This window comes from Streptomyces sp. NRRL S-37, from assembly GCF_000721605.1.
GTDB lineage: Bacteria > Actinomycetota > Actinomycetes > Streptomycetales > Streptomycetaceae > Streptomyces.
Genome location: NZ_JOIZ01000019.1, coordinates 1 through 15,952 on the forward strand (window position 1 = coordinate 1; position 15,952 = coordinate 15,952).

General features: G+C 73.9%; 15 protein-coding genes and 2 rRNA genes. 14 read left to right on the forward strand and 3 right to left on the reverse strand.

The genetic code is table 11. From position 1 onward, the window contains the following. The 4 genes from IH50_RS0125710 to IH50_RS0125725 form a co-directional block, all read left to right on the forward strand. A 23S ribosomal RNA gene (locus IH50_RS0125710) occupies positions 1-77 on the forward strand; the annotation flags it as partial. Positions 78-181: 104 nt separating this feature from the next. Continuing rightward, positions 182-307: ribosomal RNA gene (gene rrf, locus IH50_RS0125715) — 5S ribosomal RNA — on the forward strand. Positions 308-362: 55 nt separating this feature from the next. Then, positions 363-941, forward strand: a complete 579-nt coding sequence (locus IH50_RS38005; RefSeq protein WP_037872910.1) for a hypothetical protein — start codon at positions 363-365, stop codon at positions 939-941. Positions 942-1,203: 262 nt separating this feature from the next. Further along, positions 1,204-1,941, forward strand: coding sequence for a tetratricopeptide repeat protein (locus IH50_RS0125725; RefSeq protein WP_030866900.1), 738 nt, complete (start codon positions 1,204-1,206; stop codon positions 1,939-1,941). 63 nt (positions 1,942-2,004) lie between these two features. Here IH50_RS0125725 and IH50_RS0125730 read toward each other — a convergent pair whose 3' ends face one another. After that, positions 2,005-3,309, reverse strand: a complete 1,305-nt coding sequence (locus tag IH50_RS0125730; protein WP_030866903.1) for a DUF1015 domain-containing protein — start codon at positions 3,307-3,309, stop codon at positions 2,005-2,007. 71 nt (positions 3,310-3,380) lie between these two features. On the opposite strand from IH50_RS0125730, the gene IH50_RS0125735 reads away from it, so the two are divergent. From IH50_RS0125735 to IH50_RS0125750, 4 genes are all read left to right on the forward strand, one after another. Beyond that, positions 3,381-4,409, forward strand: a complete 1,029-nt coding sequence (locus tag IH50_RS0125735) for an HAD hydrolase-like protein (RefSeq protein WP_030866908.1) — start codon at positions 3,381-3,383, stop codon at positions 4,407-4,409. A 161-nt stretch (positions 4,410-4,570) separates the two neighbouring features. Continuing rightward, positions 4,571-5,614, forward strand: coding sequence for a FecCD family ABC transporter permease (locus IH50_RS0125740; protein ID WP_030866910.1), 1,044 nt, complete (start codon positions 4,571-4,573; stop codon positions 5,612-5,614). Then, complete coding sequence (locus tag IH50_RS0125745; protein WP_030866913.1) at positions 5,611-6,648, forward strand: FecCD family ABC transporter permease; 1,038 nt, start codon at positions 5,611-5,613, stop codon at positions 6,646-6,648. The genes IH50_RS0125740 and IH50_RS0125745 overlap by 4 nt, the downstream gene beginning before the upstream one ends. Then, a complete protein-coding gene (locus tag IH50_RS0125750) occupies positions 6,645-7,520 on the forward strand; it encodes an ABC transporter ATP-binding protein (RefSeq protein WP_030866915.1) in 876 nt (291 codons plus the stop codon). The genes IH50_RS0125745 and IH50_RS0125750 overlap by 4 nt, the downstream gene beginning before the upstream one ends. On the opposite strand, the gene IH50_RS0125755 is transcribed toward IH50_RS0125750, so the two are convergent. Continuing rightward, positions 7,504-7,851, reverse strand: a complete 348-nt coding sequence (locus IH50_RS0125755; protein WP_030866918.1) for a sterol-binding protein — start codon at positions 7,849-7,851, stop codon at positions 7,504-7,506. The two genes, IH50_RS0125750 and IH50_RS0125755, sit on opposite strands and share 17 nt — an antisense overlap. Positions 7,852-7,893: 42 nt before the next feature. Here IH50_RS0125755 and IH50_RS0125760 point away from each other — a divergent pair, with 42 nt between their 5' ends. The 5 genes from IH50_RS0125760 (at position 7,894) to IH50_RS0125780 (ending at position 13,121) form a co-directional block, all read left to right on the forward strand. Further along, a complete protein-coding gene (locus IH50_RS0125760) occupies positions 7,894-8,178 on the forward strand; it encodes a hypothetical protein (RefSeq protein WP_030866920.1) in 285 nt (94 codons plus the stop codon). Positions 8,179-8,185: 7 nt separating this feature from the next. Continuing rightward, complete coding sequence (locus tag IH50_RS0125765; protein ID WP_030866923.1) at positions 8,186-9,001, forward strand: TlyA family RNA methyltransferase; 816 nt, start codon at positions 8,186-8,188, stop codon at positions 8,999-9,001. Continuing rightward, positions 8,998-9,903 carry an NAD kinase gene (locus IH50_RS0125770; protein WP_030866925.1) on the forward strand — a complete coding sequence of 302 codons (906 nt, stop codon included), beginning with the start codon at positions 8,998-9,000 and terminating at the stop codon, positions 9,901-9,903. Before IH50_RS0125765 ends, IH50_RS0125770 begins: the two co-directional genes overlap by 4 nt. A 192-nt stretch (positions 9,904-10,095) precedes the next feature. Then, positions 10,096-11,814, forward strand: a complete 1,719-nt coding sequence (gene recN, locus IH50_RS0125775; RefSeq protein WP_030866928.1) for a DNA repair protein RecN — start codon at positions 10,096-10,098, stop codon at positions 11,812-11,814. A 188-nt stretch (positions 11,815-12,002) separates the two neighbouring features. Continuing rightward, positions 12,003-13,121 (forward strand): glycosyltransferase family 4 protein, encoded by a 1,119-nt coding sequence (locus tag IH50_RS0125780; protein ID WP_030866931.1) that lies wholly within the window; start codon positions 12,003-12,005, stop codon positions 13,119-13,121. Between the two features lie 137 nt (positions 13,122-13,258). Here the strand turns inward: IH50_RS0125780 and IH50_RS0125785 are convergent, their stop codons facing one another. Next, positions 13,259-14,890, reverse strand: coding sequence for a PucR family transcriptional regulator (locus tag IH50_RS0125785; RefSeq protein ID WP_030866932.1), 1,632 nt, complete (start codon positions 14,888-14,890; stop codon positions 13,259-13,261). 74 nt (positions 14,891-14,964) lie between these two features. On the opposite strand from IH50_RS0125785, the gene IH50_RS0125790 reads away from it, so the two are divergent. Then, entirely contained in the window at positions 14,965-15,921 is a 957-nt protein-coding gene (locus IH50_RS0125790) for an LLM class F420-dependent oxidoreductase (RefSeq protein WP_030866935.1), read from the forward strand. Positions 15,922-15,952 lie beyond the last annotated feature (31 nt).

A 15,952-nucleotide genomic window follows, 5' to 3' on the forward strand; every position in this document is an offset into this window, starting at 1 on the left:
CTGGGTTGATAGGCCGGATATGGAAGCACGGTAACGTGTGGAGTTGACCGGTACTAATAGGCCGAGGGCTTGTCCTCAGTTGCTCGCGTCCACTGTGTTAGTTCTGAGACAACGACCGTTGTCGGCTTTGAGCAGAACAGACAAAAGAAAAGTGTGCTTGTTCGCTCGAAACCATTAGGGTTTCGGTGGTCATAGCGTAGGGGAAACGCCCGGTTACATTCCGAACCCGGAAGCTAAGCCTTACAGCGCCGATGGTACTGCAGGGGGGACCCTGTGGGTGCAGTGCCGAAGACAGGAGTCACCGATGTCCACCAACTCTCCCGACGACCGACCGGAGCGCGACCAGCGGCGACGGGACAGTGGTGACCGCGATGGCCGGAGCGGCCAGCGCGGGGATCGTGGCGGTTTCCGTCGCGACAACGACCGCGGTGGCCAGACCCGTCGTGAAGGCGGAGACCGCGACCGCGGCGGCTTCCGTCGTGACGACCGTCGCGACGATCGACGAGGCGATGACCGCGAACAGCGCGGTGGCTTCCGCCGTGACGACAATCGTGGTGGCGGGTTCGGGCGTAGGGATGACCGTGACCGTGACCGTGGGCCGCGTCGTGACGACCGCGGTGACCGTCCCGCCTTCCGTCGCGATGACCGGAGGGACGACCGTCCTTCCTTCCGTCGTGACGACCGGGGCGGTGACCGCCCCGCGTTCCGTCGTGACGATCGTGGTGAGCGCTCGTCCTTCCGTCGTGACGACCGCCGTGACGACAATCGTGGTGGCGGGTTCGGGCGTAGGGACGACCGTGACCGTGACCGTGGGCCGCGTCGTGACGACCGCGGTGACCGTTGACGACCGCCGTGACGACAATCGTGGTGGCGGGTTCGGGCGTAGGGACGACCGTGACCGTGACCGTGGGCCGCGTCGTGACGACCGCGGTGACCGTTGACGACCGCGGTGACCGTAGTGGGTTCCGCCGTGATGACAACCGTGGTGAGCGCGGTGAGCGTGGCGGGTTCGGCCGGCGTGAGGACAGCCGGGGCGGTGACCGTGGGGGCTTCCGCGGCCGGGACGACCGTGGCGGACGTGGGCCCCGGCGTGACGACCGAGGCGGGCGGCCCGGTGGGTTCCGCGGCCGGGACGACCGGCACGGTGGCGGGCGTTTCCGTGAGGACCGTGACCGCGACCGCGACCGCGAGCCGATCAAGCGGCTGCCGATCCCCGAGGACGTCACCGGTGAGGAGATCGACAAGGACGTACGGCAGGAGTTGCAGAGCCTGCCCAAGACGCTCGCGGAGGACGTCGCCAAGAACCTGGTGATGGTCGCCCGGCTGATCGACGAGGACCCCGAGGGCGCGTACGGCTACTCCAGGGTGGCCCTGCGGCTGGCGTCGCGTGTCGCCGCCGTACGGGAGGCCGCCGGGTTCGCCGCGTACGCGAACCAGAAGTACGCCGAGGCGCTCGCCGAGTTCCGGGCCGCGCGGCGGATGACCGGGACCGTGGAGCTGTGGCCCCTCATGGCCGACTGCGAGCGTGGGCTCGGCCGGCCGGAGAAGGCGCTGGACATGGCCGGTGCGCCCGAGGTGCAGAAGCTGGACAAGGCCGGGCAGGTCGAGATGCGGCTCGTCGCGGCCGGCGCCCGGCGTGACATGGGGCAGCTGGACGCGGCGATCGTGACGCTGCAGAGCTCCGAGCTGGCGTCCAACTCGGTCCAGCCGTGGACCGCGCGGCTGCGCTACGCCTACGCCGACGCGCTGCACGCCGCCGGCCGCAGCGACGAGGCACGGGAGTGGTTCGCCAAGGCCGTGGAGGCCGACCGGGACGGCAGCACGGACGCCTCCGACCGGCTGGCCGAGCTGGACGGCGTGGAGTTCATGGACGCCCTCGACGAGGACCGGACCGAGGACGAGACCGGCGGCACCGTGAACGAGGACGACGACAAGGACTGACGTCCGGGGCACAGCACGGAGCGGACAGGAAGGGGCGGGTCTTTGCGGAGACCCGCCCCTTCGTCATAGGTCGAGCGCGCGCAGGACCAGGCCCGACGCCGGCTTCGGGCCGAACGACGTCGACTTGCGCGGCATCGTGACGCCCTGGCGGGCGAGGTCGCGGACGACGTCCTCGCGCACCGGGTGCAGCAGGACGGCCGTTCCGCCGTCGCGTTCCGCCTTCTCGACCGTGGCCGCCGTGTCGTGGATGTACGCGATGTGGGCGGGGGAGTCGGGGACGCGCCAGACGTGGTCGAGGAGCGTGGCGTGCAGGACCGTCGCGTCCAGGGCGCGCCAGGCCGCCGGGCGGTCGGCCGGGACGGTGCGGGCCAGCAGCCCCGGATCCGGGCGGTCGACGAGATGGAAGGCGCCGTCCCCGGCGAGGAGGAAGGCGTTGCCCGCCGAGGCCGCCTCGCCCAGCGCGTCCATCGCCTCGGCGAGCGGCACGTCGAGACGGCGTACGTGGAACAGGCCGTCGAGGGCGGCCAAGGCGTCCGCGACCGGCAGGTCGTGCAGCAGCCGGTGGATGGCGCGCACCCGCAGGGGATAGCGGGCCGTGTCGACCAGGAGGACCAGGCCGTGGTCCCAGGGACCGGGGGAGGGGTGCTCCGCGCGGAGACGGCGGTAGGTCGCCCAGCGGTGGTGGCCGTCGGCGATGAGCGCCTGGTGCCCGGCGAGTTCCTCCTGGACCGCGGCCAGGTCGGCGGGGTCGGTGACGGACCACAGCCGGTGGTGGAAACCGTCCTCCGTGGTGGTCGCCAGCAGGGGCGATCGTGCGGCTGTGTGTTCGATCAGGTCGGCCGTGACGGTCGCTTCGCCGCCGCCAGTGCCGCCGTCGCCTCGGTAGGTGAGCAGCAGGGGTTCCAGGTTCGCGGAGGTGGCCCGCATCAGGTCCGCGCGGTCGGCGACGATGTGCGGCATGACGTCCTCGTGCGGCAGGACCAGCCGTTCGCCGGGGTCGGAGACGCGCAGCGCGCCGATGATGCCGCGCTGCACCATGCCGTCGCCGTCGCGCTGCTCGTAGACGTACAGGCCCGGTTCCGGGTCGGCGGTCAGGACCCCCTCCGCGCGCCAGCGGCGCAGCGTGTCGGCGGCCTGGGCGTTGCGCGCCTCGGGCGTGCCGGCCTCGGGGAGGATCAGCCGGACGATGTTGTGCGGGTCGGCGGACTGGAGGTGGTGCAGGCCGTCGGGGCGGACGACGACGTCGTACGGCGGGGATGTCACGGCGGCCAGGCTGCCGACCCGGTCCGGGTCGTAACGAAGGCCTCGGAACGGGGTGAGTTCCAGGCCCCGGGGCGCCTTTGCCGTCGAGTGACCTGCAGTGTTCATCCCGGCATCGTACGGGTGTCGGTGGCATGGGGGATGATCGGGGGAAAGCCGTCGAACGAGGAGCGATGCGAATGAGCCGGAGCGTCAGGACGAGGCCCGAGGGCAGTGGGCAGGCCCTGAGCGAGGCGTACGACACGGCGCTGCTCGACCTCGACGGTGTGGTGTACGCGGGCGGGAACGCGATCGTCCACGCGGTCGAGTCGCTGGTCACCGCCCGCGAGGGCGGTATGCGTCTCGCCTACGTGACCAACAACGCCCTGCGCACCCCGGACGTGGTGGCCGCCCATCTGACCGAGCTGGGGATACCGGCGGAGGCCGGCGACGTCATCACCTCCGCGCAGGCGGTCGCGCGGCTGGTCGCCGAGCAGGTGCCGCAGGGCGCCCGGGTGCTGGTGATCGGCGGCGAGGGGCTGCGGGTGGCGCTGCGGGAGCGGGGGCTCGTGCCGGTGGAGTCGGCGGACGACGATCCGGTGGCGGTCGTCCAGGGATACGGCGGGCCCGAGCTGACGTGGGGGAGGTTCGCCGAGGCGTCGTACGCCGTGGCGCGCGGGCTGCCGTGGTTCGCGTCCAACACCGACCTGACGATTCCCGGCGGCCGGGGCATCGCCCCGGGCAACGGCGCGGCGGTGGAGGTCGTACGGATCGCCACGGGTGCCGAGCCGCAGGTCGCGGGCAAGCCGCTGCCGCCGATGCACCGGGAGACGATCCTGCGGACGGGCGCCGAGCGGCCGCTGGTGGTGGGGGACCGGCTGGACACGGACATCGAGGGCGCGTTCAACGGCGAGGTCGACTCGCTGCTGGTGCTGACCGGTGTGACGGACGGCGCGCGGCTGCTCGCCGCGCCGCCGCGGCACCGGCCGACGTATGTCGACGCCGATCTGCGCGGGATGCTCACCGGGCAGCCGGAGGTCATCGGGGCGGGCGACGGGTTCCGGTGCGGTGGCTGGACGGCGACGGCCGGGGCCGGGGAGCTGGAGCTGGAGGGCGACGGCGGCGCGCTGGACGGGTTGCGCGCGCTGTGCGCGGCGGCGTGGACGGCGGCCGGGGACGGCGCGTGCGAGCTGGACGGCGGGAAGGCGCTGGCCCGGCTGGGGCTGTGAGAGCCCCGTTTTCCCTCTTGGGATGCCGCTGTCGCATCCCGTCGCAGGACACCGAGGGGAGCGATTCGCCAGGCGGCGCACCGCGGATGCGCCGACAGTATTCACCCGGGGGCCGGGCCTCGGGATCATGATCGATTAGGAGGGTAGGCTAACCTAACCGCGTGTTGGTCGAGAGTCCCCCCGAACAGCGCGCGGAGACCGCCCCCGCGCCCCCGAACCGCCGGGCGATACGCGTCCTCGGGCTGCTCCTCTCCGTCGTGATCCTGGTGCTCGTCGCGCTGGCGAGCATCGCGATCGGGGCGAAGGAGCTGTCCCTGGAGCAGGTCTGGCACGGCCTGTTCGAGGACTCGGGCACCTACGGCGACATCGTCGTGGCCGACAGACTGTCACGCACCGTCCTCGGAGTACTCGCGGGCGCCGCGCTCGGCCTGGCGGGATCGGTTCTTCAGGCTCTCACCCGCAACCCGCTGGCCGATCCCGGACTGCTCGGCCTCAACGCGGGCGCGTCCGCCGCCGTCGTCACCGCCATCACCTTCTTCGGCGTCACCTCGCTGTCCGGATACGTGTGGTTCGCCTTCTTCGGGGCGGCGGCCGTCGGCGCGCTGGTGTGGTTCCTCGGCGGCAGCCGGGGCGCGACGCCGGTGCGGCTGGTGCTCGCCGGTACGGCCATCAGCGCGGCGCTGTACGGCTACCTCCAGGCCGTCATGATCCTCGACGACGCGGCGCTCGGCAGGATGCGTTTCTGGACGGTGGGTTCGCTGGCCTCGGGGACCGACTCGACCGTCGTCCAGGTGCTGCCGTTCCTGCTCGCCGGCTCCCTCCTGGCGCTGGCGCTCGCCCGGCCGCTCAACGCCATGGCCATGGGCGACGACACCGCCAAGGCGCTCGGCGCCAACCTCAACCGCACCCGCGCGCTGTCCATGCTCGCCGCGACCGTGCTGTGCGGGGCCGCGACCGCCGCCTGCGGGCCGATCGTCTTCGTCGGCCTGATGGTGCCGCACATCGTGCGCTCCTTCACCGGACCCGACCTGCGCTGGATCCTGCCGTACGCCGCGGTCCTGTCGCCCGTGCTGCTGCTCGGCGCCGACGTCATCGGCCGGATCGTGGCCCGGCCCGCCGAACTCCAGGTCGGCATCGTCACCGCGATCCTCGGCGGCCCGGTCTTCATCTTTCTCGTACGACGGCGGAGGACGGCCCAGCTGTGAAGACCAACCGCGCGGTGCGCACTCCCGGCGGCCTCTCGGTCCGGCTGGACGTGCGCGCCCTCACCGTCACCGTCCTGCTGCTGCTCGCGGCGCTCACCGCGAGCGTGGTGCTGATCGGCACCGGCGACTTCCCGATCCCCGCCGCCGACGTGCTCAGGACGCTCGTCGGCGAGGGGAATCCCGGCCAGGAGTTCATCGTCAACGAACTCAGGCTGCCCCGGGTCCTGGTCGGGCTGCTCGTCGGCGCCTCCCTCGGGCTCGGCGGCGCGCTGTTCCAGTCCGTCTCCCGCAACCCGCTGGGCAGCCCGGACGTGCTCGGCCTCGGGCAGGGGGCGACGGCCGGCGCCCTCACGGTGATCGTGCTGTTCTCCGGGACCGCGGGCCAGGTCGCCCTCGGCGCGCTCGCCGGCGGACTGGTGACCGGGTTCGCCATCTACGCGCTCGCCTGGAAGCGGGGCGTGCACGGATACCGGCTGGTCCTGGTCGGCATCGGCGTCTCGGCGGTCGTCACGGCGGTCAACGGCTACCTGCTCACCAGATCCGACATCGTCGACGCGGCCCGCGCGGTCGTCTGGATGACCGGATCCCTCGACGGCCGGGACTGGGACCAGGTCTGGCCGCTGCTCGCCCTGTGCGCCGTCCTCGTACCGCTCGTCCTCGCCAACGCGCGCGGCCTGCGGATGCTGGAGATGGGCGACGACGTCTCGTACGCCCTCGGCGTGCGCGTGGAGCGCGTACGGCTGCTGCTGATGCTGTCGGCCGTGCTGCTCACCGCGTCCGCGACCGCCGCCGCCGGACCGGTCAGCTTCGTCGCGCTCACCGCGCCCCAGCTCGCCCGGCGGATGACCCGTGCGCCCGGCCCCAACCTGGCCGCGTCGCTGTGCATGGGCGCCGCCCTCCTGGTCACCGCCGACTGGGTGTCGCAGCGGGCGTTCGGCGCCGAGCAGCTGCCCGTGGGCGTGGTCACCGGCGTGCTCGGCGGTGTCTACCTGCTGTGGCTGCTGGTCACCGAGCGCAGGGCGGGCCGGATATGAGCGCCACCACCAGCAGCGGGACGAACCACCGAAGGAGCACCGTGAACCGACTGTCCGCCGAGAACGTCACCCTGGCCTACGACCAGCGGGTCATCGCCGAACAGCTGTCGGTGGAGATACCGGACAACTCCTTCACCGTGATCGTCGGCCCCAACGCGTGCGGCAAGTCGACGCTGCTGCGGGCACTGTCGAGAATGCTCAAGCCGAGCGAGGGGCGCGTGCTGCTCGACGGGCAGGTCATCCAGTCGATGCCGGCCAAGAAGGTCGCCCGCACCCTCGGCCTGCTGCCCCAGTCGTCCATCGCGCCCGACGGCATCACCGTCGGCGACCTGGTGGGCCGCGGCCGCTACCCGCACCAGGGCCTGCTGCGCCAGTGGTCCGCCGAGGACGAGCGCGTCGTCCAGGAGTCGATGGCCCGCACCGGCGTCGCCGAGCTCGCGGAACGCTACGTCGACGAACTCTCCGGCGGTCAGCGCCAGCGCGTGTGGATCGCCATGGCGCTGGCCCAGCAGACCCCGCTGCTGCTGCTCGACGAGCCGACCACGTTCCTCGACATCCAGCACCAGATCGACGTGCTCGACCTCTGCGCGGACCTGCACGAGGAGCAGGGACGCACCCTCGTCGCCGTCCTCCACGACCTCAACCACGCGGCCCGGTACGCCACCCACCTCATCGCCCTGCGCGGGGGGAAGGTCATCGCCCAGGGCGCCCCGAAGGACATCGTCACCGCCGGTCTGGTCGAGGAGGTCTTCGGGCTGCGCTGCCAGGTCATCGACGATCCCGAGACGGGCACCCCGCTGGTGGTGCCGGCGGCCCGCACCGCGCGGGCGAAGGACCCGGCACGGAAGGCGGTCGCTACAGAAGCTTCCTGAGGTGGAACAGGTCGCGCAGCCCCGCCTCGAGCCGTACCCGGCCCGACCCCCAGGCCCTGGCGAAGTGCAGTTCACCGTCGACCAGGGCCAGCAGGTCGTCGCCCGTCATCGCGAGCCGTATCTGCGCCCTCTCGCGCGGCGGGCCGGGGAACGTCTCGTGCACCTCGATCCGGCCGCCGGTGAGCCGGCCGGCGAAGGTCACGTCCAGATCGGTGATGTGGCAGCTGACCGAACGGTCCATCGCCAGGGCCGCGCGGACGTCCCCCTCGGCGCTCGCCATGCTGTCCGAAAACGTGTCGAGTGCGGTACGGCACTCCTCGATCGTGGCCATCGCGGACGACGGTACCGCAGCCGTTCGCGGTAGCGTCGGGGCATGAACGACACAGTGCCGGAGCCGGAGCCCGGGCAGGCGCCGCCCCAGGACGACGGTCCCGCCGCCCCCGCACCCCTGGACGTGCCGCGCACCCCCACCGGGCATCCCGGCATCGACGCCCACGTGGCGCGGCTGGCCGACGCCGACCACCTCGCCACGGACGGCCACGCCGAGGTGTACGAGGATGTACACCGGGGGCTGCGCGACGCGCTCACCGCGCTCGACGCCCGCCCGGGACCCCCGGGACCTCCGGGGCCCTCACCGGCACACGAACACAGGAGCTGAACCGAACGTGGCAGGAGTCGCACGCCGCCGTCTCGACGCGGAGCTGGTCCGCCGTAAGCTCGCGCGCTCGCGTGAGCACGCCAGCCAGCTGATCGCCGCCGGGCGGGTCAGCGTCGGCAGGACGGTCGCGACCAAGCCCGCCACCCAGGTGGAGACCGCCGCCGCGATCGTCGTCACCGAGGACGCGGGCGACCCGGACTACGTCTCGCGCGGCGGCCACAAGCTGGCCGGCGCCCTCGACGCCTTCGTGCCGCTGGGGCTGGCCGTCGAGGGGCGGCGGGCGCTCGACGCCGGCGCCTCCACCGGTGGCTTCACCGACGTCCTGCTGCGGGCCGGGGCCGCGCACGTGGTCGCCGTGGACGTCGGATACGGACAACTCGCCTGGAGTCTGCGCAACGATGAACGCGTCACCGTCAAGGACCGTACGAACGTACGGGAGTTGACGCTCGAGGTCATCGATGGGGAGCCTGTGGATCTTGTCGTGGGGGATCTGTCCTTCATCCCGCTCGGACTGGTGTTGCCCGCCCTGAAGAGGTGCGTGAAGCCGGACGCCGACCTGGTGATGATGGTGAAGCCGCAGTTCGAGGTGGGCAAGGAGCGGCTGGGCAGCGGCGGAGTCGTCCGCAGCCCGCAGTTGCGTGCCGAGGCCGTGCGGGGAGTGGCCGCGAAGGCCTGGGAGCTGGGGCTCGGAGCGAAGGGCGTGACGGCGAGTCCGCTGCCCGGACCCTCCGGGAATGTCGAATACTTCCTGTGGCTGCGGGCCGGGGCTCCGGAACTGGACCCGGCCGACGTTGACCGTGCTGTGGCGGAGGGGCCGCGTTGACACAGAACCGAGCTCGTACTGTTTTCCTGCTGGCCCACACAGGGCGGCCCGCGGCCATCCGCAGCGCCGAACTCGTGGTCAAAGGGCTGCTGCGCTCCGGTCTCGGGGTACGGGTCCTGGAGGACGAGGCCCGCGACCTGCCGCTCCCGGACGACGTGCAGACCGTCAAGGAGGCCACCCCGCAGTGCCTGGACGACTGCGAGCTGCTGATCGTCCTGGGCGGTGACGGCACGCTGCTGCGCGGCGCCGAGTTCGCCCGCGCCTCCGGGGTGCCCATGCTGGGCGTCAACCTCGGGCGGGTCGGGTTCCTCGCCGAGGCCGAGCGGGACGACCTGGACAAGGTCGTCGACCGGGTGGTGAGCCGGGCGTACGAGGTCGAGGAGCGGATGACCGTCGACGTCGTGGTGCACCGCAACGGCGACATCGTGCACACCGACTGGGCGCTGAACGAGGCGGCCGTGCAGAAGGTGTCCGCCGAGCGGATGCTGGAGGTCGTCCTGGAGATCGACGGGCGGCCGGTCACCGGGTTCGGCTGCGACGGGATCGTGTGCGCCACGCCGACGGGATCGACGGCGTACGCGTTCTCCGCGGGCGGGCCCGTGGTGTGGCCGGAGGTCGAGGCGCTGCTGATGGTACCGATCTCGGCGCACGCGCTGTTCGCCAAGCCGCTGGTGACCTCGCCGGACTCGGTGCTGGCGGTGGAGATGCTGCCGCACGTCCCCCCGGGGGTGCTGTGGTGCGACGGGCGGCGGACCGTCGAGCTGCCGGTCGGGGCGCGGGTGGAGGTGCGGCGGGGGGCCGTGCCGGTGCGGCTGGCCCGGTTGCACCACGCTTCCTTCACCGACCGGTTGGTCGCGAAATTCGCTCTGCCCGTGTCGGGGTGGCGTGGGGCGCCTCATTAGCCCTCTCGATGGGGTGGTTTCGGAGTGTCGGCGGGTGCGGGTCGAGTGTGGTTGTTCGCGCCCACGCGGCGGAGCCGCATGTCGATACAGCCCCGCGCCCTGAGGGGGCGCTTCCACTCGCCTGGGTGACAAGGGCGGGGCGGTCGCACTCCCCGGCTCGGACCTCGTAAGGTCGGGGGCGTGCTTGAGGAGATGCGGATACGGTCGCTCGGGGTCATCGACGACGCTGTTGTCGAGCTGTCGCCCGGCTTCACCGCCGTCACCGGTGAGACGGGTGCGGGCAAGACCATGGTGGTCACCAGCCTGGGCCTGCTGCTGGGTGGACGGGCGGATGCGGCCCTGGTGCGGATCGGCGCGAAGAACGCGGTGGTCGAGGGACGGATCGCCGTGCCCGAGGGCGCCGCGGCCGTCGTACGGGCCGAGGAGGCCGGGGCCGAGCTGGACGACGGGACGCTGCTGGTCAGCCGTACCGTCTCCGCCGAGGGGCGGTCACGGGCGCACCTGGGCGGGCGGAGCGTGCCCGTGGGGCTGCTCGCCGAGCTCGCCGACGAGCTGGTGGCCGTGCACGGGCAGACCGACCAGCAGGGGCTGCTGAAGCTGTCCCGGCAGCGGCAGGCGCTCGACCGGTACGCCGGATACGCGGTCGCCGTGCCGCTCGGCAAGTACGGCGAGGCGTACAAGCGGCTGCGGGCCGTGACCACGGAGCTGGAGCAGATCACCACGCGCGCGCGTGAGCGGGCCCAGGAGGCCGACCTGCTGCGCTTCGGGCTGGAGGAGATCGCCGCCGTGGAGCCCCGCGCGGGCGAGGACGTGGAGCTGGCGGAGGAGGCCGAGCGGCTCGGGCACGCCGAGGCGCTGGCGTCCGCCGCGGCCCTCGCGCACGCCGCGCTCGCGGGTGATCCGGAGGACCCCGAGGGCGTGGACGCCGGGACGCTCGTCGCGGGCGCCCAGCGGGCGCTGGAGGCCGTACGGGCGCACGATCCGGCGCTGGCCGCGCTGACCGACCGGATCGGGGAGGTCGGCATCCTGCTGCGGGACGTGGCCGGGGAGCTGGCGGGGTACGCCGACGACCTGGACGCCGATCCGCTGCGGCTGGCGGCGGTGGAGGAGCGGCGGGCCGCGCTCACCGCGCTGACCCGGAAGTACGGCGAGGACATCGCGTCGGTGCTGGCGTGGGCCGAGCAGAGCGCCGCGCGGCTGACCGAGCTGGACGGCGACGACGAGCGGATCGGGGAGCTGACCGCCGAGCGGGACGCGCTCCGCGCGGAGCTGGGCGCCCTGGCGCAGGAGCTGACGGACGCGCGGACGGAGGCGGCGCAGCGGTTCGCGTCGGCGGTCACCGCCGAGCTGGCCTCGCTGGCCATGCCGCACGCGCGCGTGTCGTTCGACATCCGGCAGACCGAGGACCCGGAGGGCGTCGAGGTGGACGGGCGCACGGTGGCCTACGGGCCGTCGGGCGTGGACGAGGTGGAGCTGCTGCTCGCCCCGCACCCCGGAGCGCCGCCCCGGCCCATCGCCAAGGGCGCGTCGGGCGGTGAGCTGTCGCGCGTGATGCTGGCCGTGGAGGTGGTGTTCGCGGGCACGGACCCCGTGCCGACGTACCTCTTCGACGAGGTCGACGCCGGTGTCGGCGGCAAGGCGGCGGTCGAGATCGGCCGGCGGCTCGCGAAGCTGGCGAAGACCGCGCAGGTCGTGGTCGTCACGCACCTGCCGCAGGTGGCCGCGTTCGCCGACCGGCAACTGCTGGTGGAGAAGACCAACGACGGCTCGGTCACCCGGTCCGGCGTGAAGGTGCTCGAAGGCGAGGACCGCATCCGCGAACTCTCCCGCATGCTCGCCGGCCAGGAGGACTCCGAAACGGCCCGGGCCCACGCGGAGGAGCTGCTGGCGACGGCCCGGGCGGACGTGTAGCCGGAGGAGGGTGAGGCTCCGTCACTCGTGTGGGTGACATGTTGTTCCGCGCGGACCCGGGCCCGTGACGTCGGCGTTGCCGGAACGGCCGTACGGCCTGGCATCCTTGACGGAGCAGGGCGAGGACATCGCCCGATCCTTCCGTACGTTCTTCGGGACCGCACGAACCGAACCAGGAGCCCGGCCACGTGACCCCCGTGAGCAGCCACTCACCGCTGCGCACCGTGCAGGTGCTGGGCGGTGGCAACGCCGCCGGCGGCGCCCATGTGCGCTCGCTGGCCGCGGGGCTCGTCGCGAGGGGCGTGCGGGTCACGGTGTGCGCCCCCGTCGAGGCGGATCACACCTACGACTTCACCGGCGTCGGCGCCGACCACGTGCACGTGCCGCGCAGCAGCGACCCGGGGTCGGTGGCCGCGCTCCGGGCCGCCTGCACGGGCGCCGACCTGGTCCACGCGCACGGGCTGCACGCCTCCTTCCGCACCGTGCTCGCCCTGAGCGGACGGCGCACCCCGCTCGTCGTCACCTGGCACGACCGGGCGCACGCCGACGGCCCGCGCGCCCACTTCCTGCGCGTACTGGAGCGGCGGGTCGTCAAGGCGGCCACCGTGGTGCTCGGGACGACCTCCGCCCTCGTCGACCGGGCGCGCCGCGCGGGCGCGCGGGACGCCCGGCTGGCCGCCGTGTCCCTCCCCGGGCCCCGCTCCTCCCCGATGCCGGACGACCCCGACCGGCTGCGGCCCAAGATCCGGGCCGAACTCGGCGCCGTCGGCCGCCCGTTGCTCATCGCCGTCGGCTCCCTCGAACGGCACCGGGGCTACGACGTCCTGCTGGACGCCGCACACGCGTGGCGGCGCCTCGACCCGGTACCGCTGGTGGTGCTCGCCGGGGAGGGGCCGCTGCGCGGCGAACTCCAGCGCCGGATCGAGAAGGAGGAACTGCCGGTCCGGCTCATCGGCCGGCGCGACGACATCACCGATCTGCTGGCCGCCGCCGACATCGCCCTGCTGCCGAGCCGTTGGGAGTCGCGTTCCCCGCTCGCCCAGGAGGCCCTCCACGCGCGCGTGCCGCTCGTCGCGACCGAGGTGGGCGGCATCCCCGAACTCGTCGGAGACGCCGCCGAACTCGTCCCGTACGGCAACGCGCGGGCGCTCGCGGACGCCGTCGTACGGCTGCTGGACGATCCCGACCGCCGGGAACTGCTCAGGGAACGCGGGGTGCGGCAGGCCGCCACCTGGCCGACCGAGGACGAGACGGTCGCCCAAGTGCTGAGCGTGTACGACGAGTTGACACAGATCAGACCGCTCTGAGACGGCGGCCTCCGGGTTCGGGGCGGGTGTCGTCGGGGGCGTAGGGCCAGGGCCGGGGCCGGGGGTGTGTGCGGGGTGTCGGGGTGGTGGCCGGCAGTTCGCCGATGCGGGCCGTTCCGGGGTGGCGGTTCCCGGGTTCAGGGCACGTGGCGTCGGGCGCGGAGGGCCAGGCCCAGGGTCAGGACCGTGTGCGGGTCGTCGAGGTCGGTGGCCAGCAACTCGCCGATGCGGGCGAGCCTGTTGTAGAGCGTCTGCCGGTTCAGATGGAGTTCGCGGGCCGTCTCCGCCTTGCGTCCGGCGTGCGCCAGGTAGGTCTCCAGGGTGGGCAGCAGCGGCGGCTTGGAACGGCGGTCGTGGTCCAGCACCGGACCGATCGCGCGGTCCACGAAGTCCGCCAGGTCCGGGTGGTCGCGCAGCCGCCACAGCAGCAGGTCGATGTCCAGCCGCCGGGCGTCGTACCAGGGGCGGTCCGGCAGCCCCTGCGCCGCCGTCGCCGTCTCCGCCGCGTGCCGCAGCCCCGTGGACGCCGCCGCCCAGCCGCCGGCCGGCCCGACCACCACGACGGGCGGCCGGCCCCCGGGCCGCAGCATCCCCGCCCGCTCCACGCCCGCCCGCAGCGCCGCCGCCACCCGGTCCGCGACCGCCGGCCGTTCGGCCTCCGCGCGCAGGCCCAGCAGCAGCGGCACCCGCCCCTCCACCGGCCGCACGCCCAGCAGGACGGGCACCCCCAGCGAGGCCAGTTCCTCGCCCACCGCGCGGGACAGCACCGCCCAGCCGCCACCCTGCGGGGACAGCGCGTCGCCGAGCCGCATCACCACCGGCAGCAGCGGTCCGGTCCCCGGCCTGAAGCCCAGCACGCGCGCCTGCGCGGGCGCGTCCGCCGCGCCGACCCGGCCCTCGGCGAGGTCGGTGAGGAAGTCCCCGCGCCCCCGCGCCGCCAGCTCCTCCTCCTGACGCGCCTGCATCAGCACCACGGCGAGCAGGCCGGCCGCCCGCTCGGCCGCCATGCGGTGGACCGGTTCCGGCGCGCTGCGCACCGGAAGCAGCACCAGCCGCGCCCGTACGCCGCCGCTGCCGGGGCCGCCGCCGGGCACGTCCACGAGTGCCGAACCGGCCGGCGGGTCGTCCCGGTGCCGGTCGCGCAGCCCCTCCCACACCTGGAGCGGGTCCGCGCCCTCGGGTCCCTCGCCGGCCGCGTACAGCAGCCGTCCGTCGGCCGCCTCCAGGAACACCGGGTTGCCGGTGAACCCGGCGAGGATCTCCAGTACCCGCGGGACCCCGCCGCCGCCCAGCAGCGCTCCGGTGCACCGGCGGTGCACCTCCTCCGCGCGTCGCAGCAGCGCGTAGTGCCCGTTGACGATCTCGGTGTGGATCTCCTCGGTGACCGTCACGAACGGCACCTCGCGGTGCAGCTGGACCAGGGGCAGCCCCGCCGACCTGGCCGCGTCGACGAGGGCGGCGGGCAGCCGGGGGAAGCGCGGGCCCAGCTCGACGACGAGGGCCGCGATGCCCCGCTCGGCCAGTGTGCGCACGAACGTCCGCTGGTCGGCGGGGCGGGTGCCGAGTCCGTACCCGGTGGTCAGCAGCAGCTCGCCGCCCTTGAGCAGCGAGGCGACGTGGGGCACCTCACCGGCGTGCACCCAGCGCACCGTGCGCCCCAGCCGGTCGGCGCCCGCCACGACCTCCGGCAGCCCGCCGCGCAGCCCGGGCAGCTCCAGCGCCCGCCGCACGGTGATCCCGGCGCCCCGGGTGTCGTATCCGCTCTCCATACGGGGACGCTACCTGCGCGGATGTCGCCCGGACAGCCGGGGTTCGCATGACGTCGAAGGGGTAGTGCGTGACCATGGAGATCAGTGTGGTCGCCGCGGCGCGTGAGGACGACAGGCCCGTCGACGAGTCGTTGCGGGTGGCGGCGCTCGCCGACCGGCTCGGATACGGCGAGGTGTGGCTCGGCGAGGGGCCGACCTGGGACGCGTTCGTGCTGGCCACGGCGGTCGGGCGGGCCACCGGCAGGGTCGCCCTGACCGCCGGTCCGATGGCGGTGTCGGTGCGCGACGCGTACAGCCTCGCGCGGGGCGCCGCCTCGACGGCGGCGGTCACCGGGCGCCCGGTGGGGGTGGCGCTGGGCACGTCCAGCAAGCGGGTCGTCGAGGGCGTGCACGACCGGCCCCGGGTCCGCCCCGCGGCCGTGCTGGAGGAGACGGCCGCCGCCCTGCGGGTGCTGCTGCACGGGAAGCCCGGCGAGCCGGTCGTGCCCGGCAGCGGGTTCCGGCGCCGGCAGCAGCCGCCCGGCGGCCCGCTCACGGTGGCCGGGTTCGGCGACCGGGCGATCGCCGCGGCCGCCGCGCACGCCGACCGGATGCTCCTCGACGTGGTCTCCCCGGAACAGGTCCGCGTCCTGCGTGCCAAGATGCTCGACGCGGCCGAGCGGGCCGGCCGCACCCCGCCGAGGCTGGCCGCCTGGGTGCCCGCCGCCGTCGACCCCGACCCCGCCTCGCTCACCCAGATCCTGCGCAGCGTCGTCGGCTACCTCACCGTGCCCGGCTACCGCGAGATGTTCGCGGCGGCGGGCTTCGGCGAGGCCGTCGACCTGGCCCGTACGGGTGCCGACGCCGACACGCTGCTCCGGGCCCTGCCGGTCGAGGCCGCGGCCACGGTCGGCCTGATCGGCACCCCCGGCACCGTACGGGCCCGCATGGACGCCTACGCGGCGGCGGGGCTGGACGAGATCGCCCTGGTCCCGGCCACGGCGGGCGACCCCGACGGGGAACGCACCCTGACGGCGCTCGCGCCGGGCTAGGGGGTGCCGCCCGGGCCGGCGGCCGTCACCG

Coding starts and splice junctions, on each gene's coding strand:
- IH50_RS0125730 (WP_030866903.1), bottom strand. CDS start 3,309: ATGAACACTGCAGGTCACTCGACGGCAAAGGCGCCCCGGGGCCTGGAA.
- IH50_RS0125735 (WP_030866908.1), top strand. CDS start 3,381: ATGAGCCGGAGCGTCAGGACGAGGCCCGAGGGCAGTGGGCAGGCCCTG.
- IH50_RS0125750 (WP_030866915.1), top strand. CDS start 6,645: ATGAGCGCCACCACCAGCAGCGGGACGAACCACCGAAGGAGCACCGTG.
- IH50_RS0125755 (WP_030866918.1), bottom strand. CDS start 7,851: ATGGCCACGATCGAGGAGTGCCGTACCGCACTCGACACGTTTTCGGAC.
- IH50_RS0125760 (WP_030866920.1), top strand. CDS start 7,894: ATGAACGACACAGTGCCGGAGCCGGAGCCCGGGCAGGCGCCGCCCCAG.
- recN (WP_030866928.1), top strand. CDS start 10,096: ATGCGGATACGGTCGCTCGGGGTCATCGACGACGCTGTTGTCGAGCTG.
- IH50_RS0125785 (WP_030866932.1), bottom strand. CDS start 14,890: ATGGAGAGCGGATACGACACCCGGGGCGCCGGGATCACCGTGCGGCGG.
- IH50_RS0125790 (WP_030866935.1), top strand. CDS start 14,965: ATGGAGATCAGTGTGGTCGCCGCGGCGCGTGAGGACGACAGGCCCGTC.